Below are 22021 nucleotides of genomic sequence, written 5' to 3' on the forward strand. Positions count from 1 at the left end.
GGCAGCTCAGACCGGCGGGTGGGAGAAGTCCTCCTCAGGGGGCCGGTGCAGCGGCAGCCAGCGCTCGGCGTAGGCCACCGCGTCCGCCACGGGGAACAGCCGCACCCGGGCCGCGCCCGCCGTGCCGTGCCGGACGGGGCGGTCCCGTTCGAAGTCGTGGCCCAGCTCGTCGAACCGGTCCGAGGAGATCGACACCTCGGTCAGGGTCTCCCAGCCCCCGGGTCCCGGCCGGCCCACCTCGACGAGCGGGGCCGGTATGCGGTACTCGGCCAGGTGGAAGCTGGTGCAGGAGTCGTAGCCCGCGCCGAGCAGCAGGACGCGGGCGCCGATCGCCTCCAGCTTCGCCAGCGGGCTGCGCTCGCCGAGCCGGCAGTCGGGCGCGTGCCCCTCGGTGATCTCCGCCGCGCGCGGTCCGACCGCCGCGAAGGAGGTGTGGGGGTGCGCGCTGCGCAGGGCGCCGGGCCAGGTGCGCACGGTCTCCGGGATCACGCCGACGCCCCGGGTCGGCGTGCGGCGCGGGTCGTACGCGGGCATGGTGGCGCGGATCGCCGGCCACCACTCCTCGGGAACGGGCGGGTTCGACCACACGGCCGGGTCGGACAGGTCCGCGGTCTGGGCGGGGACAACGAGGGTGCCCCGCGGGCCGAGCGCGTCGAGCAGTGCCTGGACCACGGCGACGGCCCCGCCGTTGACCCAGCCGAGCGAGCTGAGCGAGGAGTGCACGAGAAGGGTCTCGCCGGGGCGCACGCCGCAGCGGAGCACATCGGCGCGGAGGCTGTCACGGGTGACAAGAGGGCCGGTGGGAGGGGGTGTGGGCATGGTGGGTGAGTGTCCCGGAAGGGGTCGGGCGCCGCCACCGGTTTGATCGCCCCCCTGGCCTGGGGTTTGATCGATCAAAGATCGTTTCCGCAGGTCAGCTTAGGTTCACCTAAGTGACGCAGGGCACCGTCCGGCGGTCCGGACGCCGCTTGTCACGCTCTGAGGAATTACGCAACAATGGCGTTGTGAAAAACGTCGGCGCGGCTCGGGAGACCCCCACGGGAACCCCGCAGGAGGAACTCGCGACCGGGGAGCGCTCGACGCGCAACCGGGTCGCGCGGTCGATCCTGGACCACGGTCAGTCGACCGTCGCCGAACTCGCCGGCCGGCTCGGCCTCACCCAGGCCGCCGTCCGCCGGCACCTGGACGCGCTGGTCGCCGACGGTGTCGTCGAGGCCCGCGAGCGGCGGGTGTACGGCGCCCGCACCCGGGGCCGCCCCGCCAAGGTGTTCGCGCTCACGGACTGCGGCCGGGACGCCTTCGACCAGTCGTACGACAAGCTCGCCATGGACGCCCTGCGCTGGATCGCCGAGCGCGAGGGCGGCGGCGAGGCGGTCGCCGCCTTCGCCCGCGCCCGGATCGCCACCCAGTCCGCCGCCTACCGCGCGGCGGTCGAGCAGGCGGACCCCGAGAAGCGGACCGAAGCCCTGGCCAAGGCCTTGAGCGCGGACGGGTACGCTGCTACCGCGCGCAGCGCGCCCACCGGCGAGCAGCTGTGCCAGCACCACTGCCCGGTCGCCCACGTCGCCGAGCGGTTCCCGCAGCTGTGCGAAGCGGAGACGGAATTTTTCGCCGAGCTGCTCGGTACACACGTACAGCGGCTGGCCACGATCGCCCACGGCGACGGCGTCTGCACCACGTTTATCCCGAAGACTTCCAAAACCACTCAGAACGCATCTGCAAGCACGGCCGGGAGGAACCCCGCATGACTCTCCCCACGGAGACTGCCCACCCTGAGCTCGAGGGCCTGGGCAAGTACGAATACGGCTGGGCCGACTCCGACGAGGCCGGTGCCGCTGCACGGCGCGGTCTGAACGAGGACGTCGTCCGCGACATCTCGGGCAAGAAGTCCGAGCCGGAGTGGATGACCAAGCTGCGCCTGAAGGGCCTGAAGCTCTTCGAGAAGAAGCCCATGCCGAACTGGGGCTCGGACCTGTCGGGCATCGACTTCGACAACATCAAGTACTTCGTGCGCTCCACCGAGAAGCAGGCCGCTTCCTGGGAGGAACTGCCCGAGGACATCAAGAACACCTACGACAAGCTGGGCATCCCGGAGGCCGAGAAGCAGCGCCTCGTCGCCGGTGTCGCCGCCCAGTACGAGTCGGAGGTCGTCTACCACCAGATCCGCGAGGACCTGGAGGAGCAGGGCGTCATCTTCCTGGACACCGACACGGCGCTCAAGGAGCACCCGGAGCTGTTCAAGGAGTACTTCGGCACGGTCATCCCGGCCGGCGACAACAAGTTCGCCGCGCTGAACACCGCCGTGTGGTCCGGCGGCTCCTTCATCTACGTCCCGCCGGGCGTCCACGTCGAGATCCCGCTCCAGGCCTACTTCCGCATCAACACCGAGAACATGGGCCAGTTCGAGCGGACCCTGATCATCGTCGACGAAGGTGCCTACGTGCACTACGTCGAGGGCTGCACCGCCCCGATCTACAAGTCGGACTCGCTGCACTCGGCGGTCGTCGAGATCATCGTCAAGAAGAACGCCCGCTGCCGCTACACGACCATCCAGAACTGGTCGAACAACGTCTACAACCTGGTCACCAAGCGCGCCGTGGCGTACGAGGGCGCGACCATGGAGTGGATCGACGGCAACATCGGCTCCAAGGTGACGATGAAGTACCCGGCCGTCTACCTGATGGGCGAGCACGCCAAGGGCGAGACCCTGTCCATCGCCTTCGCCGGCGAGGGCCAGCACCAGGACGCGGGCGCCAAGATGGTCCACATGGCCCCGAACACCTCCTCCAACATCGTCTCCAAGTCGGTGGCGCGCGGCGGTGGCCGGACCTCCTACCGCGGTCTGATCGAGATCGGCGAGGGCGCCCCGGGCTCCAAGTCCAACGTGCTCTGCGACGCGCTGCTGGTCGACACGATCTCCCGCTCGGACACCTACCCGTACGTCGACGTCCGCGAGGACGACGTGTCCATGGGCCACGAGGCGACCGTCTCCAAGGTCTCCGAGGACCAGCTCTTCTACCTGATGAGCCGCGGCCTGTCCGAGGACGAGGCGATGGCGATGATCGTGCGCGGCTTCGTCGAGCCGATCGCCAAGGAGCTGCCCATGGAGTACGCCCTCGAGCTCAACCGGCTGATCGAGCTGCAGATGGAAGGCGCGGTCGGTTAATCACCGGCCGACGATCTCCATCAGGCCCCTTACGCAACGGAAAGCGAGCACTACGACAGCCATGGCTGAGGCCCAGAACATCCCCGTGGGTTCCACCACCGCGGGCTCGATCGCGGTCGCCGCGGAGTCGACCGTCGTCTCCCGCATGAGCGCCCCGCCCTCCTACGACGTCGCGGACTTCCCGGTCCCGCACGGCCGGGAGGAGGAGTGGCGGTTCACCCCGCTGGAGCGCCTGCGCGGCCTGCACGACGGCACCGCCGTCGCCACCGGTGACGGCGTGAAGGTCACCGTCGACGCCCCCGAGGGCGTCACCGTCGAGACCGTCGGCCGCGACGACGCGCGGCTCGGCAAGGCGGGCACCCCGGTGGACCGCGTCGCCGCCCAGGCCTACTCCGCCTTCGAGAAGGCCTCGGTCGTGACCGTGCCGAAGGAGACCGTCCTCACCGAGCCGATCCGGATCGCCGTGCACGGCCAGGGCGGGGTCGCCTTCGGCCACCAGGTGATCGAGCTGGGCGCCTTCGCCGAGGCCGTCGTCGTCATCGACCACACCGGTGACGCGGTGCTCGCCGCCAACGTCGACTACGTCCTCGGTGACGGCGCCAAGCTGACCGTCGTCTCCGTCCAGGACTGGGACGACAAGGCCGTCCACGTCGGCCAGCACAACACGCTGATCGGCCGCGACGCCTCCTTCAAGTCCGTCGTCGTCACCTTCGGCGGCGACGTCGTGCGCCTCCACCCGCGCGTGACGTACGCCGGCCCCGGCGGCGAGGCCGAGCTGTTCGGCCTGTACTTCACCGACGCCGGCCAGCACCAGGAGCACCGCCTGCTGGTCACCCACAACGTGCCGCACTGCAAGTCCAACGTCGTCTACAAGGGCGCGCTGCAGGGCGACGAGGCCCACGCCGTGTGGATCGGCGACGTCCTGATCGAGGCCGCGGCCGAGGGCACGGACACCTACGAGATGAACCGCAACCTCGTCCTCACGGACGGCGCGCGCGTCGACTCGGTGCCGAACCTGGAGATCGAGACCGGCGAGATCGTCGGCGCCGGGCACGCCTCCGCCACCGGCCGCTTCGACGACGAGCAGCTCTTTTACCTGATGGCCCGCGGTATCCCGGAGCACGAGGCCCGCCGCCTCGTCGTCCGCGGCTTCTTCGCCGAGCTGGTCCAGCAGATCGGCGTCGCGGACATCGAGGAGCGTCTGCTCGCGAAGATCGAAGAGGAGCTGGAGGCGTCGGTCGCATGACGTTCGTACGCGCCTGTGGGCTGAGCGAGCTGGAGGAGGACACCCCGAAGCGGGTGGAACTCGACGGCACGCCGGTCTCGGTCGTCCGTACCGAGGGGGAGGTGTTCGCGATCCACGACATCTGCTCCCACGCGAACGTCTCGCTCTCCGAGGGCGAGGTGGAGGACTGCCAGATCGAGTGCTGGCTGCACGGCTCCGCGTTCGACCTCCGCACCGGCAAGCCGTCCGGCCTTCCCGCGACGCGCCCCGTCCCCGTATACCCCGTAAAGATCGAAGGGGACGACGTGCTCGTCTCCCTCACCCAGGAGTCCTGAGGCACCCATGGCAACGCTTGAAATCCGAGACCTGCACGTCACCGTCGAGGCCGACAACGCCACGAAGGAGATCCTCAAGGGCGTCGACCTCACCGTGAAGCAGGGCGAGACGCACGCCATCATGGGCCCCAACGGCTCGGGCAAGTCGACCCTCGCCTACTCCCTCGCGGGTCACCCGAAGTACACGATCACCGGCGGCACCGTCACCCTGGACGGCGAGGACGTCCTGGAGATGTCCGTCGACGAGCGTGCCCGCGCGGGCCTGTTCCTGGCGATGCAGTACCCGGTCGAGGTCCCCGGCGTCTCGGTCTCCAACTTCCTGCGCACCTCCGCCACCGCCATCCGCGGCGAGGCCCCCAAGCTGCGCACCTGGGTGAAGGAGGTCAAGGAGGCCATGGAGCGCCTCAACATGGACCCGTCCTTCGCCGAGCGCAACGTCAACGAGGGCTTCTCCGGCGGTGAGAAGAAGCGCCACGAGATCCTGCAGCTGGAGCTGCTCAAGCCGAAGGTCGCGATCCTCGACGAGACCGACTCCGGCCTGGACGTCGACGCGCTGCGCATCGTCTCCGAGGGCGTGAACCGCGTCCGCGAGACCGGCGAGGTCGGCACTCTGCTGATCACGCACTACACGCGCATCCTGCGCTACATCAAGCCCGACTTCGTCCACGTCTTCTCCGGCGGTCGCATCGTCGAGTCCGGCGGCGCCGAACTCGCCGACAAGCTGGAGAACGAGGGTTACGAGGCTTACACGAAGGGTGGCGCATCCGCGTGACACAGCTGCCGGGCCTCCTCGACACCGAGGCGATCCGCAAGGACTTCCCGATCCTCGACCGGGTGCTGCACGACGGCAAGAAGCTCGTGTACCTGGACAACGCGGCGACCTCCCAGACCCCGCGCCAGGTCATCGACGTGCTCGATGAGTACTACGAACAGCACAACGCCAACGTGCACCGCGGCGTGCATGTGCTGGCCGAGGAGGCCACGGCGCTGTACGAGGGCGCGCGCGACAAGGTCGCCGCGTTCATCAACGCGCCCAGCCGCGACGAGGTGATCTTCACCAAGAACGCCTCGGAGTCGCTGAACCTCGTGGCCAACATGCTCGGCTGGGCCGACGAGCCCTACCGGGTGGACGCGGACACCGAGATCGTCATCACGGAGATGGAGCACCACTCCAACATCGTGCCGTGGCAGCTGCTCGCGCAGCGCACGGGCGCGAAGCTGAAGTGGTTCGGCCTCACCGACGACGGCCGCCTCGACCTGTCGAACATCGACGAGATCATCACGGAGAAGACGAAGATCGTCTCCTTCGTGCTGGTGTCGAACATCCTCGGCACGCTCAACCCGGTCGAGGCGATCGTGCGCCGCGCCCAGGAAGTCGGCGCGCTGGTCTGCGTCGACGCCTCCCAGGCCGCCCCGCACATGCCGCTGGACGTCCAGGCCCTGCAGGCCGACTTCGTGGCCTTCACCGGCCACAAGATGTGCGGCCCGACCGGCATCGGCGTCCTCTGGGGCCGCCAGGAGCTGCTGGAGGACCTTCCCCCCTTCCTCGGCGGCGGCGAGATGATCGAGACGGTGTCGATGCACTCGTCGACGTACGCCCCCGCCCCGCACAAGTTCGAGGCGGGCACCCCGCCGATCGCCCAGGCGGTCGGCCTCGGCGCGGCGATCGACTACCTGAACTCGATCGGGATGGACAAGATCCTGGCCCACGAGCACACGCTGACGGAGTACGCCGTCCAGCGCCTGACGGAGGTCCCCGGCCTGCGGATCATCGGCCCGACCACGGCCGAGGACCGCGGCGCGGCCATCTCCTTCACGCTCGGCGACATCCACCCGCACGACGTGGGCCAGGTCCTCGACGAGCAGGGCATCGCCGTCCGGGTCGGTCACCACTGCGCCCGCCCGGTCTGCCTCCGCTACGGAATTCCCGCGACCACGCGAGCGTCGTTCTATCTGTACTCCACGCCGGCCGAGATCGACGCTCTGGTGGACGGCCTGGAGCACGTACGGAACTTCTTCGGCTGAGGGGCGTGCTGACAGGTGAAACTGGACTCCATGTACCAGGACGTCATCCTGGACCACTACAAGAACCCGCACGGGCGGGGCTTGCGGGATGGCGACGCCGAGGTGCACCACGTGAACCCCACGTGCGGTGACGAGATCACGCTGCGCGTGAAGTACGACGGCACCACCATCAGCGATGTCTCGTACGAGGGCCAGGGCTGCTCGATCAGCCAGGCCTCGGCCTCCGTGCTGAACGAACTGCTGGTCGGCAAGGACCTCTCCGAGGCGCGGCGGATCCAGGAGACCTTCCTGGAGCTGATGCAGTCCAAGGGGAAGATCGAGCCCGACGACGCGATGGAGGAGGTGCTGGAGGACGCGGTCGCGTTCGCCGGCGTCTCCAAGTACCCGGCCCGGGTGAAGTGCGCCCTCCTCAGCTGGATGGCGTGGAAGGACGCGACGGCCCAGGCGCTGGGCGCCGACGCCGAAAGGAAGACGGCATGAGCGAGACCGTGGAGATGAAGCCGGCCTCGGAGGAGGAACTCCGCGAGGCCCTGATGGACGTCGTCGACCCCGAGCTGGGCATCGACGTCGTCAACCTCGGCCTGATCTACGGCATCCACATCGACGACTCGAACGTGGCCACCGTCGACATGACCCTGACCTCGGCGGCCTGCCCGCTGACCGACGTCATCGAGGACCAGGCCAAGTCCGCCACGGACGGCCTCGTCAGCGAACTGCGCATCAACTGGGTCTGGATGCCGCCGTGGGGCCCGGACAAGATCACGGACGACGGGCGCGAGCAGCTGCGGGCGCTGGGGTTCAACGTCTGACGCGCGCTCCATACGGCTGTTCACGGTGGCCCCCGGCGTACTCGCCGGGGGCCACTGTGCTGCGCACCCATGGCTGGGCTCGCCCGCATGGGATACCTGCTGCTCGCCGGAGCCATCGCCGCCGAGGGTGATCGCCACCATCGGGGTCGTCTTCCCGGGGAGGGCATGACGGTGGCCAAGGCGGCCGGGAACGCGCTGATCATCGTCGGGGTGGTGGTGCTGAACACGGGCGGGGCGCACTGAGGGGCGAACCACGCGGGGGGGGCGGCCCGGCACGTGAGACGGAGGCCGGGCCGGTTCGCACGGCCGGGCGGGGCCGCGTTAGGTTTCCCTCATGACCGACACGACTGCTCCCCGCACCACCGGCGCCGTGGCCGCCGGCCTCGCCACGATCGCCGCCGACGGCACCGTTCTCGACACCTGGTTCCCCGCGCCCGAGCTCGCCGCCGAGCCCGGCCCGGCCGGCACCGAGCGCCTGGACGCCGACCGCACCGCCGAGCTGCTCGGCGAGCACGGGGTCGCGGCCCTCGGCAAGGACGAGGTGCGCGGCGTGGAGATCGTGGCGGTCCGCACGGTCATCTCGTCCCTGGACGACAAGCCGCTCGACACCCACGACGCGTACCTGCGCCTCCACCTGCTCTCGCACCGCCTGGTCAAGCCGAACGAGCCGAACCTCGACGGCATCTTCGGCCTGCTCCCCAACGTCGCCTGGACGTCGCTCGGCCCGGTCGCCGTCGACACCCTGGAGACGGTCCGCCTGGCCGCCCGCGCGCGCGGTCTGCACCTCAGCGTCTTCGGCGTGGACAAGTTCCCGCGCATGACGGACTACGTCGCCCCGGCGGGCGTCCGCATCGCCGACGCCGACCGCGTCCGCCTCGGCGCCCACCTGGCCTCCGGCACCACCGTCATGCACGAGGGCTTCGTCAACTTCAACGCCGGCACCCTCGGCACCTCCATGGTCGAGGGCCGCATCTCCCAGGGCGTCGTGGTCGGCGACGGCTCGGACATCGGCGGCGGCGCCTCCACCATGGGCACCCTGTCCGGCGGCGGCAAGGAGCGCGTCGCCATCGGCGAGCGCTCCCTCATCGGCGCCGAGGCGGGCATCGGCATCGCCCTCGGCGACGACTGCGTCGTCGAGGCCGGCCTCTACCTCACCGCCGGCACCCGGGTCACCCTCCCCGACGGCCAGATCGTCAAGGCCCGCGAACTCTCCGGCGCCTCCAACATCCTCTTCCGCCGCAACTCGGTCACGGGCACGGTCGAGGCCCGCCCGAACAACGCGGAGTGGGGCGGCCTGAACGAGATCCTGCACAGCCACAACTGAGCGTCTGGGCGGCCGTGAGCTGCGGCCGCCTACTCGATCAACGTCCTGACCTGCTGCCGAGCTGTCGGCACCTGTCGACATTGGTCACCAAGGAGCGCCCTTCCACGGCCCGAGGACGGCCCGGGAGGGCGCTCGTGCACGGCCAGAGACCGGGTGGTCGTACGGGCAGCGAGGGCACGCGCCGCCGGGCGCAGTATGTCACCGCTGTTCATGGTCGTTGATATGAGTCGTGGAAGAGACCCCCTGGTTCGAGTACGACCAAGACGACCTGAACGTCACCCAACGGGCGTTCGTGGACGTTCTCGCGCCGAACGCACGAGCTCTTGGCTGGTGGACCCTCTCGACACAGTCGTGGTACCTCCGGCGGACACCTCCGGCCCGGGGCTGATCGTCTGGCTGGACATCGTCGACCCGCAACGCAACCAGGGAATCCTGACCGTGGGTGCCCACTTCAACGGCACCGCCGTGCCTCGAGGACGAGGACGCCCTGTTCGCGCAGGGTGGCGATCGACCGAGCGACCGCCGGCTGTGCGCCCCGGGCTTGGTCGAAGTACGGCATGGCGACGACCGGTACGCCCATGTGCACTGCCTCCGACGGGATGCCGATCGCGACAGTGTCCGCGATGCCCGCGCCCCGCTTGTTCAGCGTGGTGCACGACATCGGCGCCATCATGATGGCGTCCGCCTTCGGCAACCGGTCCTTTTCCAAGGCAGTTGGTAGCGCCACCGCACGGGGTGCCCGGTCAGGTCGACGAGTTCCCGCATGCGCGGCTCCCACCAGGTGGCCGCGGAAGGGGTCAGGATCAGGCAGGCGTCCCACCCGTCGGCCTGGGCCGCGTACGCCGTGGTCGACTACTGGGTGGGTCCTGCGGCGCAGGCGATCAGGTACAGAACCGGCTTCGTCATGAGGCGGATCGCGGCACGATGGTCACCGCCCGGTACGGATACCCGTCCTGATTGAAGCCGGGAGCCTCCCACTCGAGGTCCACCTGCTGGCCCGGGGAGAGCGTGTGGTAGCCGTTCACCTGGATGTCGGAGTAGTGGCCCCAGCAACCACCCGGGGTCTCGGGGGAGTCGAGGACGCCCCAGCCTTCCTCGTCGTGCCACTCGCGGACCGTTGCCGTCACCATGGGGGAACCCTACGTCCTTCGCGACGATCACTTGAACGGATTACCTGCCGTGTCCTCACGGCCGTTTCGGCAGATGAAGTGGGTGAAGCGGGCCATCGGGCGGGCGGTGTGGGCCGTCCGCGGTGGTCATTTGATGGGGAGGCGAGGGCTCGGTGATGAGGAACGTGCGGACCAGGGGTGTGGCGCGGCGGCTGGTTGCGGTGGGTGTTGTGGTGACGGTGTGGTGGGGGGCGGCCGGTGGGGTCGCTCAGGCTGACGAGACCAACACCGCTTCGCACAACGGGCCGCGGATCGGGCTCGTCAACGTCGGTCAGGTGGACGATCCGCTGGAGGACGTGCTGCAGCACTTCCTGCAGTTGGGGGGCGGGCATGCCATGGAGCCCGCCGGGGAGTGAGAAGTTCGCTCCCGGGGCTTCGGCCGGGGTCGTACCGCAGGTGGTGTCCGTGCGGTGCGGCCCCGGTCGTTTTCGTCGGCGTATGAGTTTTTGGGAGGAGGCGGCATAGTGGGGCGGTTCCGGGGGCGTCACAGGGGGTGCAGGGGGCGGGCAACGGGTCCGGCCCGGGGAAGAGAAGGTGACGATGGATGCCGAGGGGCTGGGGGACTTCCGGGAATTCGTGGCCAACCGGTCGTCCGCGCTGCTGAGGACGGCGGTGCTGCTCAGCGGTGGTGACCGGCACGCCGCCGAGGACCTGCTGCAGAACGCGCTGATCAAGGCGGCGGGGCGGTGGGGGCGGATCGAGGAGCCGGAGGCGTACGTCCGGCAGGTGCTGTACCGGCAGCAGGTCAGCCGGTGGCGGCTGAAGTGGCCCCGGCGTGAGGTCAGTGTCGCCGCGCCGCCCGATCCGGGAGCCGGAGCCGGTGACGCCGCGGCCGCCGCCGAGCTGCGGCTGGTGCTGCGGGACGCGCTGGTCCGGCTGACCGCCCGGCAGCGGACCGTGCTCGTGCTGCGGTACTACGAGGACCTGCCCGAGGGGGAGGTGGCCCGCATCCTGGGCTGCTCGGTGGGGACCGTACGGTCCACCACCCACCGCGCGCTCGCCCGGCTGCGCGCCCTCGCCCCCGAACTGGCCACGCTCGGCCAGGAGACCGTGCAGCGGCCCTCCCGTGACTTCGGGCCCGTCGAGACCGTGGAGGTACGACCGTGAACGTCGAGGAAGTCGTGCGGGACGCGCTGCGGGAGCAGGCCGAGGGGCAGCCGCCGGCGGGGCCGGGGTTCGCCGACCGGGTACTGGCCGCGCGGCGCCGTCGCCGGGTCCGCAGGGTCGTGTCCGTGGCCGTGGCCACCGCGGCCGTCGTCGTCGGTGTCTCGGTGACGGTGCCGGTCGTCGGCTCGGGTGAGAGGGAGGTGCGGCCCGCCGGGGTGGTGGAGCAGCGGGACGTGCACGCTCATCCGGATCAGTCGCCGCCGCGGGACCTGGTCGCCGCGGGGGACGTCGCGCTCGCCGCGTACTACACGAGCGAGGTCGTGGCGCGGTCGGAGTCGGCCGGCGTGGCCGAGCGGACGTATCACCTGCTCGACCCCCGAAACGGGCGGTACGAGGAGGACGACCGGTGGTCCTTCGTGGCCGTCGCGCCGGGACTGCGGACCGCGGCCGTGCTGGAGCGGGAGCTGCCGGCGCGGCGGATCGGGCTGCTCGACCTCGCGTCCGGCGAGGTGGAGCGCTGGATCCCGGTCGAGCACGGGGTGGGCGGGCTCGCCTTCTCGCCGGACGGGAAGCGGCTGGTCGCCACGGCGTACGCCGAGCACCCCGATCTGCGGGAGCCGATCGAGACGGAGCACGGCAAGGACTGGACGGTGCGCTTCGGCGAGCCGAACCGGCTCGGGTTCCACCTCGTGGAGCTGTCCTCCGGCAAGAGCACCTGGAGTCCCGTCGAGCCCCGCGACGACATCAACTACCGGGAGGACTTCGCCTTCGGCGCCGACGGTACGACCGTGTGGTCGCGGGTGGTCGGGAGCGACTCCGAGCGGCAGTACCACGCTCTGACCGGCGAGGAGATCCCCGCGCCCGCCGCGGAACGGCACCTCGTCCACGACGCGCCCGCGGGGCTCTCGCCCGACGGCACGCTCGCCGCGGGCGGACTCGGCCGCGAGGCGGGGGACAAGGCGTACACCGACCTGCTCGATCCGCGCAGCGGGAAGCGCGTCGCCGAGGTGCGCGGCAGCGGGCCGATGGCCTGGGCCGGCGAGCGGCGGCTCATCACCTGGGAGCGCCTGCCCGGCTCGGGCGGGGACGGCTACCGGCCCCGGATGGTCCTGGTCACGGTCGGCAGCGAGAAGGTCGTCCCGCTCACCGGGGTCCGCGAGCCCAACCAGACCCTCTCCCGCACGGAGTGGGAGCCGGTCTTCGCCCGGCGCTGACGCCCGCGCCCGCCGCGCCCGCCGCGTCCGCCGGTCAGGTCTCCAACACGGCCTCCGGCGCGGTCTCCGACACGGCCTCCGCGTACGCCGCCAGCAGCCCGTCGACCGCCTCCCGGCCGGCGGGCCGCAGCGGTGCGCGCAGCGGGCCGCCGCCGGGCAGGTCCAGCGCGCCCAGCAGGGCCTTCACGGTCACCGCGCCGGGCAGACCCGCCGACATCATCGCCTCGATGAGCGGAGCCGCCCGCTGCTGGAGGCGGGCCGCGCCCGCCGTGTCACCCGCGTCGAACGCGTCGAGCACGGCCCGCAGGTGACGGGGGATCACGTTCGCGACCGTGCTGACGTAGCCCGCGCCGCCCACCGCGTACAGGGCGAGGATGTGCTCGTCGCAGCCCGCGTAGTACGCGAGGCCGGTGCGGGCGAGGATCTTCTGGGCGGCGAGGAAGTCGTAGGAGCAGTCCTTGACCGCCACGATCCTCGGGTGCCCGGCGAGGCGGAGCACCGTCTCCGGCTCGATGCGGGTGCCGGTGCGGGCGGGGATGTCGTACAGCGCGAGCGGCAGGCCGGAGGCGTCCGCGACCTCGCGGAAGTGGGCCTCCAGCGCGTCCTGCGGGGGCTTGCTGTAGTACGGCGTCACCACCAGGACGCCGTCCGCGCCCGCCTGCTCGGCCTGCCGGGCGAGTGCGACGGTGTGCGAGGTGTCGGCGGTGCCGACGCCCGCCACGATCGAGGCCCGCTCGCCCACGGCCTCGCGGACGGCCCGGATCAGGGACGCCTTCTCCTCGTCGGACGTGGTCGGCGACTCGCCCGTCGTGCCGTTCAGTACGAGACCGTCGCTGCCCTCGGCGACCAGGCGGTCCGCCAGCCGCTGGGCGCCGTCGAGGTCGAGGGCGCCCGAGCCGGTGAAGGGCGTGACCATCGCGCACAGGGCGCGGCCGAAGGGCGGGGGTGTGGGAGCCGCGTACGTCATGCGAGCAGTTTCGGCCGCTCGATCGTGAAGCTCCACTTAAATCTGCTAACAGGTACTCATCAGTGGTGCTGCGAGGTGGGGAGGGCGGCGGAGTGCGGCCGCCGCGGGGATAGCGGCGGCGGGGCCGGGTACCCGAGTGCCTCCGGACGTATGAGGAGGCGGAACACCGTGACCGGAAAGGGCACACACAAGGGGATCGGCGCGACCGTCGCGGAGGCGGCGAGCCGGGCGGACGTACGCGAACGCGCTCGCGCCCGCGCCGCCGACCTCAGGGACAAGGCGGGCGCGATGACCGTCCAGCTGCGCAGCAGCGCGGCCCAGGCCGGGCAGGCCGTGCAGGGCGGGGCCGCCCGCGCGAGCCACGTCGTGGAGCACCGGGCGCCGCAGCCGGTACGCCGGGTCGCCCAGGCCGCGCTGCGCGCCCCGCGGCCGGTGCTCGTGGCCGGGGCGGCGGGCGCGGCGCTGGTCGCGGCCGGGATGATGCGGCGGCGCGGCGGGCGGTGAGCGCCCGCTTCCGCGAGCTCCGCGAATTCCGCGAGAGCTTCGCGGAGCGAGCCGGAAACCGGAAGGCGGAAGCCGGGTTTCCGGAACGGGCTTGACCTGAAGTCCGGTTGAGGTCGGAGGCTGGTCGGGCACACGCACCGACCAGCCTTTTTCCGGAGGCCGACATGACCCCGCGTACGACCCGCCGTACCGACGCCCACCCCGACCTCACCCGACCGGACGCCGGAGCGCCGCTCTTCAGCACCTGGCGGGTCGGCACCCCCGAGCGGCAGCAGGCGACCGTCGAGGCCATCGCGGCGACCTGGGAGCGCCGCCCGTGGCCCACCCCGGCGCTGCTCGGCTACCACGTCTACACCGGCCTCGACGGCACCACCCTGATGCACCACTCGCAGTGGGCGAGCGAGGCGGACTACGAGGCCTTCGTCAAGACGCAGCGGCAGGAGCGGGTCGACGAGATCGACACCCTCGTGCCCGGCATCGAGCGGCTCGGGCTCGACCGCTACCGGCGGTACCGCAGCCGCGAGCGCGCCGCCGGCGACACCCGGGTGCCCGGTCTCGTCGTGGCCGTGCGGATCGACTTCGAACCGGGCGCCGCCGAACGGCGCACCGACTGGATCGGCGAGGTCCTGCGCGCCCTGGCCGGCACCCCGGACGACCACCGCGGGCTGATCTCCGCCCACTTCCACCTCAGCACGGACGGCACCCATGTGCTCAACTACGCCGAGTGGGAGAGCGAGCCGGTCTACGACGCCGTCCTCGCCGCGCCCGGCGAGGGCATCGGCGACGGCGGCGAGCAGTGGGAGCGGGTGCGGACGTACCCCGCGGTGAAGGGGTTCACCAGCACCCGCTACCGGCACGCCGTGGGCCTGCTGCCCGCGTGAGCCGTAACCGCGGCGCGGTTACGGGCGGAACCGCAGCACCTGCGGGTCGTGGTCGCTGATCTGGTCGTGGAACTCGGCGTTGACGTGCACGCTGTCGTACTCGAAGTCGCAGCCGCGCCGGATCGACGGGCTGATCAGGATCTGGTCCAGGACCTGGCTGTTGCCCTGGTAGACGTACGAGTAACGCTCGCCGCGGGGCAGCGACTTGACCGCCGACCACAGCTCCCCGTCGCCCTCCAGCGCCTTGGTGGTGCCGGAGAACTCGAAGTCGTTGATGTCGCCGAGGGCGACGACGTCCGCGTTCTTCTGCACGGTCAGGATCTCCTTGACGAAGGTGTTGACCGCCGTCGCCTGGAGGTGCCGCTGGGTCTCGGAGCCGCGGGCCGGCGGCTGGTACTGCGAGGTCAGGCCCTGGTCGCCGCCCTTGGAGTTGAAGTGGTTGGCGATGACGAAGACCGTGCGGCCGCGGAAGGCGAACTCGCCGACCAGCGGCTTGCGGCTGTTCTTCCAGGCCTCGTTCGCCGGGTCGATCCGGCCGGGGGAGACCGTCAGCGCCGCCTTGCCGCGCTCGCGGACCACTCCGGCGGCGGTGGTGGCGTCGCCGCCCGCGCGGTCGGTGAAGGTGACCCGCTCGGGTTTGAACAGGAAGGCCTGGCGGATGTTGCCGCCGGGCTCGCCGCCGTCCGCGCCGTCGACCGGGTCGATCGCGCGCCAGTCGTAGCGCGGGCCGCCGGCCGCCACGATCGCGTCGGTCAGCGCGGTCAGCGTCCGGTCGGCGGCGACCGTGCCGTCGTTCGTCGCGCCGTTGTTGTCCTGGATCTCCTCCAGGGACACGATGTCGGGGGAGCGCAGGTTGTTCACGATCGCGGCGGCGTGCGCGGCGAAGGTGTCGTCCGACGGGTCCAGGTTCTCGACGTTGTACGTCGCGACCGCCAGCTCGCCGTTCTTCTGCTTGCGGGTGGTCTCGCGCTCCAGGCCGCCGCTTCTCAGGGTGCCCAGCTCGTTCGCGACCAGCGTGTAGCCGCCGTACTGGTTGTAGTCGAGCGGGCCGGTGGTGGTGCCGGTGAGGGTGTCGCCGACGTTCGCGTCCGGGAAGTCGGCCGCCTTGCCGAGCGACTGGATCATGAGGCGGCCGGTGTTCTGGGCGGTGTAGGAGCCGTAGACCGTGCCGCCGCGCCGGTTGGCGTTCTCGTCCGGCTTCACCGTGACCCACAGCTCGGTGTACGGGTCGGTGGCGCCGACCACGCGGGCGTCGGCGACCCGGACGTTCATGCCCTCCAGGGACTCGTACAGGTCCAGGGCGTACGCCGAGGGCCGCAGCGGCAGGCCGTTGACCGAGTTGTTCGCGGCCGGGTCGCCCTGCGGGGCGTACGCGTCCGGCACCGAGCCGGCGTCGATGACCACCGGCGCGGGCACCGGGTTGCCGCTGGAGACGACCGTGACGGTGGGCCGGGTGATCTGGGTGACGGCCTGGTTGCCGGAGGAGGTGCCGCCCGGCACGTACTCGGAGACCGTGCCCGACACCGTCACCGCGTCGCCGACGGCCACACCCTTGGGCGTGGAGCTGGTGAAGACGAACACGCCCTCGCTGGTGGCCGGGTCGGCGTCCGCGTCCGGGTCCTGGATCCAGAAGCCGCGCGACGAGCCGTACGTCCGGATGCCGGTGACGATTCCGGCCACGTCCGTGACCTGCTTGCCGGCGTACGGCGATATCCGGGTCGTGCCCTGGACGTCACGGACGCGCACGCTGTCCGCGTGCGCCGGGGAGGTCAGGACGACGGTGGACGCCGCGGAACAGACGGCGGCGACGGTGAGCGCGGCGAGACGCGCGGACTTCTTGCTCGGCAAGGGGATCCCTCCGGGGACGTGCTGGGCGCCGGGACGAGGGTGGAACGGGACGTGGGGAGCCGCGACCGGTGGGGCGGTGACGACGCGCGCAGAGGACGGGGAGTGGTCTGCCCGGAAAGGGGGATGTGTCACCCCCGATCGGTGAACAGCTGTCCGCCGACTTCTACGCGCGTCAATCTCGTCCCTGCTCCGGCCAGTTGTCAAGGTTTCGGCCATGTACGGCGGGCGGCGGGGAGATGAACCGGGCGGCATGGGTGGAAACCCGTCTAGGCTGAGCGGCTGAACCACCGGTCGTACGCCTGGCCGTACGCCGCCCAGGCGCCCCTAGGAGAACCAGCCGATGTCAGACAGCTCCCCCCTGCCGCCGGTACGGCTCACCTCGGACGCGGAACTGGCGCGTGACGCGCTGTCCACGCCGCTGCTGTCCCGTGCCGCACGGCTCGCCCGCTGGGCCGGACCCGCGACCCGGGTCGACGCCGGCGGCGGACTGGTCGAGGAGCAGCTGCCCGCCGCGGCCGAGGCGCTGGGCCTGACCGGAGACGACGCCGCCGCCTGCGCGAGCGAGGCCTGGCGGGTCGCCGTGGACACCGGACTGGTCGAGATCGTGGACGAGGAGGAGGGCACGGTCGCGGCCGGCGAGGAGCTGACGCTGCTCACCGGGGGCTCCCCGCAGGACGTCCTCGGCGTCTGGCAGGACGCCCTGGAGACGGTGCTCGCCGACGCGAGCGTGCCCGACCTCGACGACCTCGTCGACGCCCTCGACGAAGGCGGCAGGGTCGACTTCTCCGCGCTCGACTGGGACCCGGAGGCCGAGGCGGAGTTCCTCGACGGCGTGCTCGCCAACCTCTACGTGCTCAGCGTCAGCGAGGACGGCCCCGGCGACGGGCCGGTGCCGCTGCCCGCGCTCGCCGCGTCCGTCATCGTCCCCGACGACATGGGCGATCCCACCAACGACGTCCTGGAGCAGGTCTCCGACGCGATGATGCGGCTCGACGACCAGTTCCGGCTGCTGGAGCCGATCGGACTGGTGGAGTACCGGCCGGTCGACGAGGCGCTGCTGGCCGACGGGGAGGAGGAACCGGGCGCGGGCGCGGAGACACGCGCGGGTGCGGACGCCGACGCGGGCGTGGCCGCGGACGGGGAACGGGGGGCGCACGCCGAGGGCGGGCCGGGAGCGTATGCCGAGGGCGGGCCGGGAGCGCGTGTCGACCACGCCGACGTCGCCCGCTACGGCCTGGTCCGGCTCACCCCGCTCGGCCGCTACGGGCTGCGCGCCCGGCTGCTGGAGGCCGGGTTCGACGCGCCCGCCGTCGGCGAGCTCGCCGACAAGGGCGCCGACGCCCTCCTCGACGGCACCTCCGCCTTCGGGCCGCGCGCCGCGCAGGCCGAGACCGAGCAGTGGCTCGCCCGCCGCGAACCCCCCGCCGCCGCCCGGGAGCTGCTGGCCGCCGCGCGCGGCGCCGACGCCGGGGCGCCGCTGCGCCGGCTGCGCTGCCAGCAGGCACTGTCCCTGGTCGGCGCCGAGGCCGAACCCGCGCTGCGCGAGGTGCTGGACGACGCCGAGCTGGGCGGGCTCGCCCGGGTGTGGCTCAGCGAGCGCGGCGCCGCGGACGTGCCGCCGCCGTCCGAGGCGATGATCTTCTGGCTGACCATCGACACCGTCGCCGCCCAACTGGCCGCCGAGGGGAACTCGGCGGAGCTGCGCGGGCTGGTCGAGGGACTGGCCCAGCAGCACAGCGGGTTCTTCTCGGCGGCCTGGCGGGTGGACCATCCGGCCACCGCGGACGTGCTGGAGGCGATGGGGCGGATCCACCCGGACAAGAAGGTCGCCAAGGAGGCGCGGAAGGCGGCGTTCAAGGCGCGCTCCCAGCACGGGGGGTGAGACCGTGTGGCGGGTGCGGGCGGGTGCGGGCCGGTGCGGGCTGGTCGCGCGGTTCCCCGCGCCGGAGGACCTCAGGTGGGCCCTGAGTAATTCGCTCGCCCGGCCGAAGGCGTCCTCCTAGAGTGATCCTCACGCACCTCCCGGTGCGCGGGCAGGGCGGCTACTTCTTTCCACGAGATCCGATGCCGCCGGCCGATCCGATCTCGGGAGGCGCGGCTCTCGGTGGGTGTCCGGTGCGCGGGCAGCGGATACTTCGGGGTCTGATGGTGCCACGGCACCGTGCGGGTTCGAATCCCGTCGTCGGCTCTGGGCCGATGTGGCGGAAGCGGAAGACGCGTCAGGTGAACAGCACCCGCAGCCGATCCTGATCTCGGACACCCTCCCTATGCCGCGCCTTCCTCCGTGACAGCCACGAATTCGGGGGGAATTCAGCATGGCGCGATTCAACACGCGGCGCGCGAAGGCGCAGCCCGGCACGCCGGTCACCACGACCGGGCGGGCCCTGCGCACCCACCAGGGCGGCCTGGGCCATGAACGGGACGCCCGCTCCGAGCTGTTCCTGCTCGCCGTCGCCAACTTCGTCTCCCAGCAGACCTTCTACGAGTCCGGCGCCGCCCGCGACGACCGGTTCGCGAAGCTCGTGCGCGAGCTGGCCGTCACCGACCCCGGCTGGACGGCCGGCCTGCTCGGCTGGCTGCGCGGCGAGGGCAACCTGCGGACGGCCTCCCTGGTGGGCGCCGCCGAGTACGTGAAGGCGCGGCTCGACGCGGGGGCGGCCGACGGCCCCTCCAACCGGCAGGTGGTCGACTCCGTCCTCCAGCGCCCCGACGAGCCCGGTGAGCTGCTCGCGTACTGGACGGCGAAGTACGGCCGGGCCGTCCCCAAGCCGGTCAAGCGGGGCGTCGCCGACGCCGTACGCCGCCTCTACACCGGCAAGGCGCTGCTGAAGTACGACACCGCGTCCAGGGGTTACCGCTTCGGCGACATCCTCAACCTGGTGCACGCGGCACCCGACCCGGACAAGCCGTGGCAGGGCGACCTGTTCCGGTACGCGCTCGACCGCCGGCACCACCCGGAGACGGCGGAGCCGCCCGCGTCGAACCGCACCCTCACGGCGCACCGCGCGCTGATGGCGGTGCCGGTCGAGGAGCGGCGCGCCCTCGTGACGGCGCCCGACGGGGCCGAGCGGCTGGCGGCGGCGGGATGACCTGGGAGGCGCTGGCGGGCTGGCTCCAGGGGCCGATGGACAAGGCGGCCTGGGAGGCCGTCATCCCGTCCATGGGCACCATGGCGCTCGTGCGCAACCTGCGGAACTTCGACGAGGCGGGCGTGTCCGACGAGGTCGCGGCGCGGGTCGCCGCGCGGATCGCCGACCCGGAGGAGGTGCGCCGCTCGCGGCAGTTCCCCTTCCGGTACCTGGCCGCGTACCAGCACGCGCCGTCGCTGCGCTGGGCGTACCCGCTGGAGCAGGCGCTCGGTCACTCGCTGGCCAACGTGCCCGCGCTGCCCGGGCGCACCCTGGTGCTCGTCGACCGCTCCGCTTCCATGTGGGCGCCGCTGTCCGGCCGCTCGGAGCTGAACCGCGCCGACGCGGCGGCCCTCTTCGGTACGGCGCTGGCGCTGCGGGCGGCGGACGCGGACCTCGTCGAGTTCGGCACCGGCAGCCGCGCGGTGCCGTTCCGGCGGGGCGAGTCGGTGCTGCGGATGCTGGAGCGGTTCGGCAGCCTGGGCGGCACGGACACCACCGAGGCGGTACGGCGCCACTACCGCGGGCACGACCGGGTGCTGATCGTCACCGACGAGCAGTACACCCGCCACCGGCACGGCGGCCCGACCGAGCAGGTCCCGGCGGACATCCCGGTCTACACCTGGAACCTCGCCGGGTACAGCCCGGGCCACGGCCCGTCGGGGAGCGGGAACCGCCACACGTTCGGCGGGCTCTCGGACGCGGCGTTCCGGATGGTCCCGCTGGTGGAGGCCGGGCGGAACGCGGACTGGCCCTGGGCGGCGTGAACCGGCCGGGCGCCCCCCTCGCGGCGCGGCGGGGGCGCCCCCGGTTCGGGTCCCGCGCTACAGCGCCTGCGCGGCCGGCTTGACCATGTTGCGGACCGTGCGGGCCTTCACGAAGTCGCCCATGGCGGTCATCTCCCACTCGCCGGAGAACTGGCGGATCAGCTTGGCCATCATCACGCCGGTCTGCGGCTCGGCGCCGGTGAGGTCGAAGCGGACCAGTTCCTCTCCGGTGGTGGCGTCCATCAGGCGGCAGTAGGCCTTGGCGACCTCGGTGAACTTCTGGCCGGAGAACGAGTTCACGGTGAAGACCAGGCCCGTGACCTCCTGCGGGAGGCGGCCCAGGTCGACGGTGATGACCTCGTCGTCGCCGCCGCCCTCGCCGGTGAGGTTGTCACCGGAGTGGCGGATGGCGCCGCCGACGATGGTCAGCTTGCCGAAGTAGCAGCTGTCGATGTGGTTGCGCTGGGGGCCGTAGGCGATGACCGAGGCGTCCAGGTCGATGTCCTTGCCGCGGTACGCCGGCTCCCAGCCGAGGCCCATCTTCACCTGCGAAAGCAGCGGGCGGCCGCCCTTGACCAGGGAGACGGTCTGGTTCTTCTGCAGGCTGACGCGGCCCTTGTCCAGGTTGATCTTCCCGGCGCCGGGGGCGGGGCTCGGTGCGGGCGGAGGGGTCGCGGGGGCCGGGGGAGCGGTCGCGTGCAGGCGCGGGTCCGCCGGCGGGGCGGCCGGGGCCTGCGCGGGTGCCGGGGGCGGCGTGACCGGCTGGGCCGGCTGGGCCGGGGCGGTGGGGGCCGGGGCGGGCTCCTCCACCGTGACGCCGAAGTCGGTGGCGATGCCGGCCAGGCCGTTCGCGTACCCCTGGCCGACGGCGCGGGCCTTCCACTGGCCGTTGCGCAGGTAGATCTCGACGATCACCAGGGCGGTCTCGGTGCCCAGCTGCGGGGGTGTGAAGGTGGCCAGGACGGTGTTGTCGTCCGCGTTGCGGATGGTCGCCGTCGGTTCGATGCCCTGGAAGGTCTGGCCGGCGGCGTCCGGGCTCGCGGTGACGATGATCTTCTCGATGCCGGGCGGGACGGCGGCGGTGTCGACCGTGATCGCGTCGGGGGCGGTGCCGCCGCCGGAGCGGTACGTCACGCCCGGGCCCGTGGGCTGGTTGTAGAAGATGAAGTCGTCGTCGGAGCGCACCTTGCCGTCGGCGGTGAGCAGCAGGCCCGAAACGTCCAGCCGCACCGGGGCGGTGACGTCCACCGTCACGCGGGTGGCGGGGAGCGGGATGTTCGAGCCGGGGGTCATAGCTGTCATGTCTCGTAGAACGAGCGAGGCCGTTTTACCGTTCCCTTACCGACCCGCCGATCGGGTCGTGGTTCTTCGCCCCCGCCGCCCCTACCCGTCCCATCCCGGGGCGCTGCCCCGGACCCCCGCCGGGGGCCGCGCCCCCGGGCCCCCGGCGGGGGCTTTGCCCCCCGCGCCCCCACTGGGGCTGCGCCCCAGGCCCCCTCCGGCCCTGAACGGGCCTCGTCCTCAAACGCCGGACGGGCTGGATTGCGGGCCG

Annotated in this window: 21 protein-coding genes and 2 pseudogenes; 17 read left to right on the forward strand and 6 right to left on the reverse strand. The window is 71.9% G+C overall.

Annotated elements, in window-relative coordinates:
• Positions 1-6: 6 nt before the first annotated feature.
• The gene (locus AB0K92_RS29170; RefSeq protein ID WP_365927769.1) at positions 7-819 is read right to left on the reverse strand and encodes an AAC(3) family N-acetyltransferase; all 813 of its coding nucleotides are present in this window, start codon (positions 817-819) and stop codon (positions 7-9) included.
• Positions 820-1004: 185 nt separating this feature from the next.
• Here AB0K92_RS29170 and AB0K92_RS29175 point away from each other — a divergent pair, with 185 nt between their 5' ends.
• The 10 genes and pseudogenes from AB0K92_RS29175 to dapD all read left to right on the forward strand — a co-directional run bounded on the left by AB0K92_RS29175 (position 1005) and on the right by dapD (position 8884).
• A complete protein-coding gene (locus tag AB0K92_RS29175; protein WP_365927772.1) occupies positions 1005-1748 on the forward strand; it encodes a metalloregulator ArsR/SmtB family transcription factor in 744 nt (247 codons plus the stop codon).
• Positions 1745-3166: a Fe-S cluster assembly protein SufB gene (gene sufB / locus AB0K92_RS29180; protein WP_165997381.1), complete on the forward strand. Its 1422-nt coding sequence runs from the start codon at positions 1745-1747 to the stop codon at positions 3164-3166. Before AB0K92_RS29175 ends, sufB begins: the two co-directional genes overlap by 4 nt.
• A gap of 61 nt (positions 3167-3227) precedes the next feature.
• Positions 3228-4412 (forward strand): Fe-S cluster assembly protein SufD, encoded by a 1185-nt coding sequence (sufD, locus tag AB0K92_RS29185; RefSeq protein WP_365927774.1) that lies wholly within the window; start codon positions 3228-3230, stop codon positions 4410-4412.
• Positions 4409-4726 carry a non-heme iron oxygenase ferredoxin subunit gene (locus AB0K92_RS29190; RefSeq protein ID WP_004002164.1) on the forward strand — a complete coding sequence of 106 codons (318 nt, stop codon included), beginning with the start codon at positions 4409-4411 and terminating at the stop codon, positions 4724-4726. Before sufD ends, AB0K92_RS29190 begins: the two co-directional genes overlap by 4 nt.
• A 7-nt stretch (positions 4727-4733) precedes the next feature.
• Positions 4734-5498 carry a Fe-S cluster assembly ATPase SufC gene (gene sufC, locus AB0K92_RS29195; RefSeq protein ID WP_365927776.1) on the forward strand — a complete coding sequence of 255 codons (765 nt, stop codon included), beginning with the start codon at positions 4734-4736 and terminating at the stop codon, positions 5496-5498.
• Positions 5495-6751 carry a cysteine desulfurase gene (locus tag AB0K92_RS29200; protein ID WP_365927778.1) on the forward strand — a complete coding sequence of 419 codons (1257 nt, stop codon included), beginning with the start codon at positions 5495-5497 and terminating at the stop codon, positions 6749-6751. The genes sufC and AB0K92_RS29200 overlap by 4 nt, the downstream gene beginning before the upstream one ends.
• Positions 6752-6766: 15 nt before the next feature.
• Entirely contained in the window at positions 6767-7231 is a 465-nt protein-coding gene (gene sufU, locus AB0K92_RS29205) for a Fe-S cluster assembly sulfur transfer protein SufU (RefSeq protein ID WP_365927780.1), read from the forward strand.
• Positions 7228-7560, forward strand: a complete 333-nt coding sequence (locus tag AB0K92_RS29210) for a metal-sulfur cluster assembly factor (protein ID WP_073942328.1) — start codon at positions 7228-7230, stop codon at positions 7558-7560. The genes sufU and AB0K92_RS29210 overlap by 4 nt, the downstream gene beginning before the upstream one ends.
• A 156-nt stretch (positions 7561-7716) precedes the next feature.
• Positions 7717-7803 (forward strand): annotated as a pseudogene (locus AB0K92_RS29215) (QacE family quaternary ammonium compound efflux SMR transporter); the annotation flags it as partial.
• A gap of 91 nt (positions 7804-7894) precedes the next feature.
• The gene (gene dapD, locus AB0K92_RS29220; protein WP_365927782.1) at positions 7895-8884 is read left to right on the forward strand and encodes a 2,3,4,5-tetrahydropyridine-2,6-dicarboxylate N-succinyltransferase; all 990 of its coding nucleotides are present in this window, start codon (positions 7895-7897) and stop codon (positions 8882-8884) included.
• Between the two features lie 451 nt (positions 8885-9335).
• Here the strand turns inward: dapD and AB0K92_RS29225 are convergent, their stop codons facing one another.
• Positions 9336-9545 carry a hypothetical protein gene (locus AB0K92_RS29225; protein WP_365927784.1) on the reverse strand — a complete coding sequence of 70 codons (210 nt, stop codon included), beginning with the start codon at positions 9543-9545 and terminating at the stop codon, positions 9336-9338.
• A 241-nt stretch (positions 9546-9786) separates the two neighbouring features.
• A complete protein-coding gene (locus AB0K92_RS29230) occupies positions 9787-10014 on the reverse strand; it encodes a cold shock domain-containing protein (RefSeq protein WP_365927786.1) in 228 nt (75 codons plus the stop codon).
• Positions 10015-10169: 155 nt separating this feature from the next.
• On the opposite strand from AB0K92_RS29230, the gene AB0K92_RS29235 reads away from it, so the two are divergent.
• From AB0K92_RS29235 to AB0K92_RS29245, 3 genes are all read left to right on the forward strand, one after another.
• On the forward strand, positions 10170-10409 hold the full coding sequence (locus AB0K92_RS29235) for a hypothetical protein (protein WP_365927800.1): 240 nt from the start codon (positions 10170-10172) through the stop codon (positions 10407-10409).
• A gap of 184 nt (positions 10410-10593) precedes the next feature.
• Positions 10594-11160 carry a SigE family RNA polymerase sigma factor gene (locus AB0K92_RS29240; protein ID WP_365927802.1) on the forward strand — a complete coding sequence of 189 codons (567 nt, stop codon included), beginning with the start codon at positions 10594-10596 and terminating at the stop codon, positions 11158-11160.
• Positions 11157-12374: a WD40 repeat domain-containing protein gene (locus tag AB0K92_RS29245; RefSeq protein ID WP_365927788.1), complete on the forward strand. Its 1218-nt coding sequence runs from the start codon at positions 11157-11159 to the stop codon at positions 12372-12374. Before AB0K92_RS29240 ends, AB0K92_RS29245 begins: the two co-directional genes overlap by 4 nt.
• 34 nt (positions 12375-12408) lie before the next feature.
• Here AB0K92_RS29245 and dapA read toward each other — a convergent pair whose 3' ends face one another.
• Positions 12409-13341 (reverse strand): 4-hydroxy-tetrahydrodipicolinate synthase, encoded by a 933-nt coding sequence (gene dapA, locus AB0K92_RS29250; protein ID WP_365927790.1) that lies wholly within the window; start codon positions 13339-13341, stop codon positions 12409-12411.
• 168 nt (positions 13342-13509) lie between these two features.
• On the opposite strand from dapA, the gene AB0K92_RS29255 reads away from it, so the two are divergent.
• Together AB0K92_RS29255 and AB0K92_RS29260 are read left to right on the forward strand one after the other, a co-directional pair.
• On the forward strand, positions 13510-13845 hold the full coding sequence (locus AB0K92_RS29255) for a DUF3618 domain-containing protein (RefSeq protein ID WP_240926144.1): 336 nt from the start codon (positions 13510-13512) through the stop codon (positions 13843-13845).
• 164 nt (positions 13846-14009) lie between these two features.
• Complete coding sequence (locus tag AB0K92_RS29260) at positions 14010-14726, forward strand: antibiotic biosynthesis monooxygenase (protein ID WP_365927792.1); 717 nt, start codon at positions 14010-14012, stop codon at positions 14724-14726.
• Between the two features lie 18 nt (positions 14727-14744).
• Here the strand turns inward: AB0K92_RS29260 and AB0K92_RS29265 are convergent, their stop codons facing one another.
• Complete coding sequence (locus tag AB0K92_RS29265) at positions 14745-16574, reverse strand: endonuclease/exonuclease/phosphatase (protein WP_365927794.1); 1830 nt, start codon at positions 16572-16574, stop codon at positions 14745-14747.
• A gap of 340 nt (positions 16575-16914) precedes the next feature.
• Here AB0K92_RS29265 and AB0K92_RS29270 point away from each other — a divergent pair, with 340 nt between their 5' ends.
• A complete protein-coding gene (locus tag AB0K92_RS29270; RefSeq protein WP_365927796.1) occupies positions 16915-18456 on the forward strand; it encodes a hypothetical protein in 1542 nt (513 codons plus the stop codon).
• 433 nt (positions 18457-18889) lie between these two features.
• Positions 18890-20469, forward strand: a pseudogene (locus AB0K92_RS29275) (TROVE domain-containing protein).
• A 57-nt stretch (positions 20470-20526) separates the two neighbouring features.
• Here AB0K92_RS29275 and AB0K92_RS29280 read toward each other — a convergent pair.
• Entirely contained in the window at positions 20527-21762 is a 1236-nt protein-coding gene (locus AB0K92_RS29280; RefSeq protein WP_365927804.1) for a TerD family protein, read from the reverse strand.
• Between the last annotated feature and the right edge of the window lie 259 nt (positions 21763-22021).

Source organism: Streptomyces sp. NPDC052687, from assembly GCF_040678395.1.
GTDB lineage: Bacteria > Actinomycetota > Actinomycetes > Streptomycetales > Streptomycetaceae > Streptomyces.

Bases quoted from the DNA above. Each gene is read 5' to 3' on its own strand.
- AB0K92_RS29235 (WP_365927800.1), top strand. From the start codon at position 10,170: ATGAGGAACGTGCGGACCAGGGGTGTGGCGCGGCGGCTGGTTGCGGTG.
- dapA (WP_365927790.1), bottom strand. From the start codon at position 13,341: ATGACGTACGCGGCTCCCACACCCCCGCCCTTCGGCCGCGCCCTGTGC.
- AB0K92_RS29240 (WP_365927802.1), top strand. From the start codon at position 10,594: ATGGATGCCGAGGGGCTGGGGGACTTCCGGGAATTCGTGGCCAACCGG.
- AB0K92_RS29190 (WP_004002164.1), top strand. From the start codon at position 4,409: ATGACGTTCGTACGCGCCTGTGGGCTGAGCGAGCTGGAGGAGGACACC.
- AB0K92_RS29170 (WP_365927769.1), bottom strand. From the start codon at position 819: ATGCCCACACCCCCTCCCACCGGCCCTCTTGTCACCCGTGACAGCCTC.
- AB0K92_RS29230 (WP_365927786.1), bottom strand. From the start codon at position 10,014: ATGGTGACGGCAACGGTCCGCGAGTGGCACGACGAGGAAGGCTGGGGC.
- AB0K92_RS29280 (WP_365927804.1), bottom strand. From the start codon at position 21,762: ATGACCCCCGGCTCGAACATCCCGCTCCCCGCCACCCGCGTGACGGTG.
- AB0K92_RS29260 (WP_365927792.1), top strand. From the start codon at position 14,010: ATGACCCCGCGTACGACCCGCCGTACCGACGCCCACCCCGACCTCACC.
- AB0K92_RS29270 (WP_365927796.1), top strand. From the start codon at position 16,915: ATGTCAGACAGCTCCCCCCTGCCGCCGGTACGGCTCACCTCGGACGCG.
- dapD (WP_365927782.1), top strand. From the start codon at position 7,895: ATGACCGACACGACTGCTCCCCGCACCACCGGCGCCGTGGCCGCCGGC.
- sufC (WP_365927776.1), top strand. From the start codon at position 4,734: ATGGCAACGCTTGAAATCCGAGACCTGCACGTCACCGTCGAGGCCGAC.
- sufB (WP_165997381.1), top strand. From the start codon at position 1,745: ATGACTCTCCCCACGGAGACTGCCCACCCTGAGCTCGAGGGCCTGGGC.
- sufD (WP_365927774.1), top strand. From the start codon at position 3,228: ATGGCTGAGGCCCAGAACATCCCCGTGGGTTCCACCACCGCGGGCTCG.
- AB0K92_RS29225 (WP_365927784.1), bottom strand. From the start codon at position 9,545: ATGTCGTGCACCACGCTGAACAAGCGGGGCGCGGGCATCGCGGACACT.
- AB0K92_RS29210 (WP_073942328.1), top strand. From the start codon at position 7,228: ATGAGCGAGACCGTGGAGATGAAGCCGGCCTCGGAGGAGGAACTCCGC.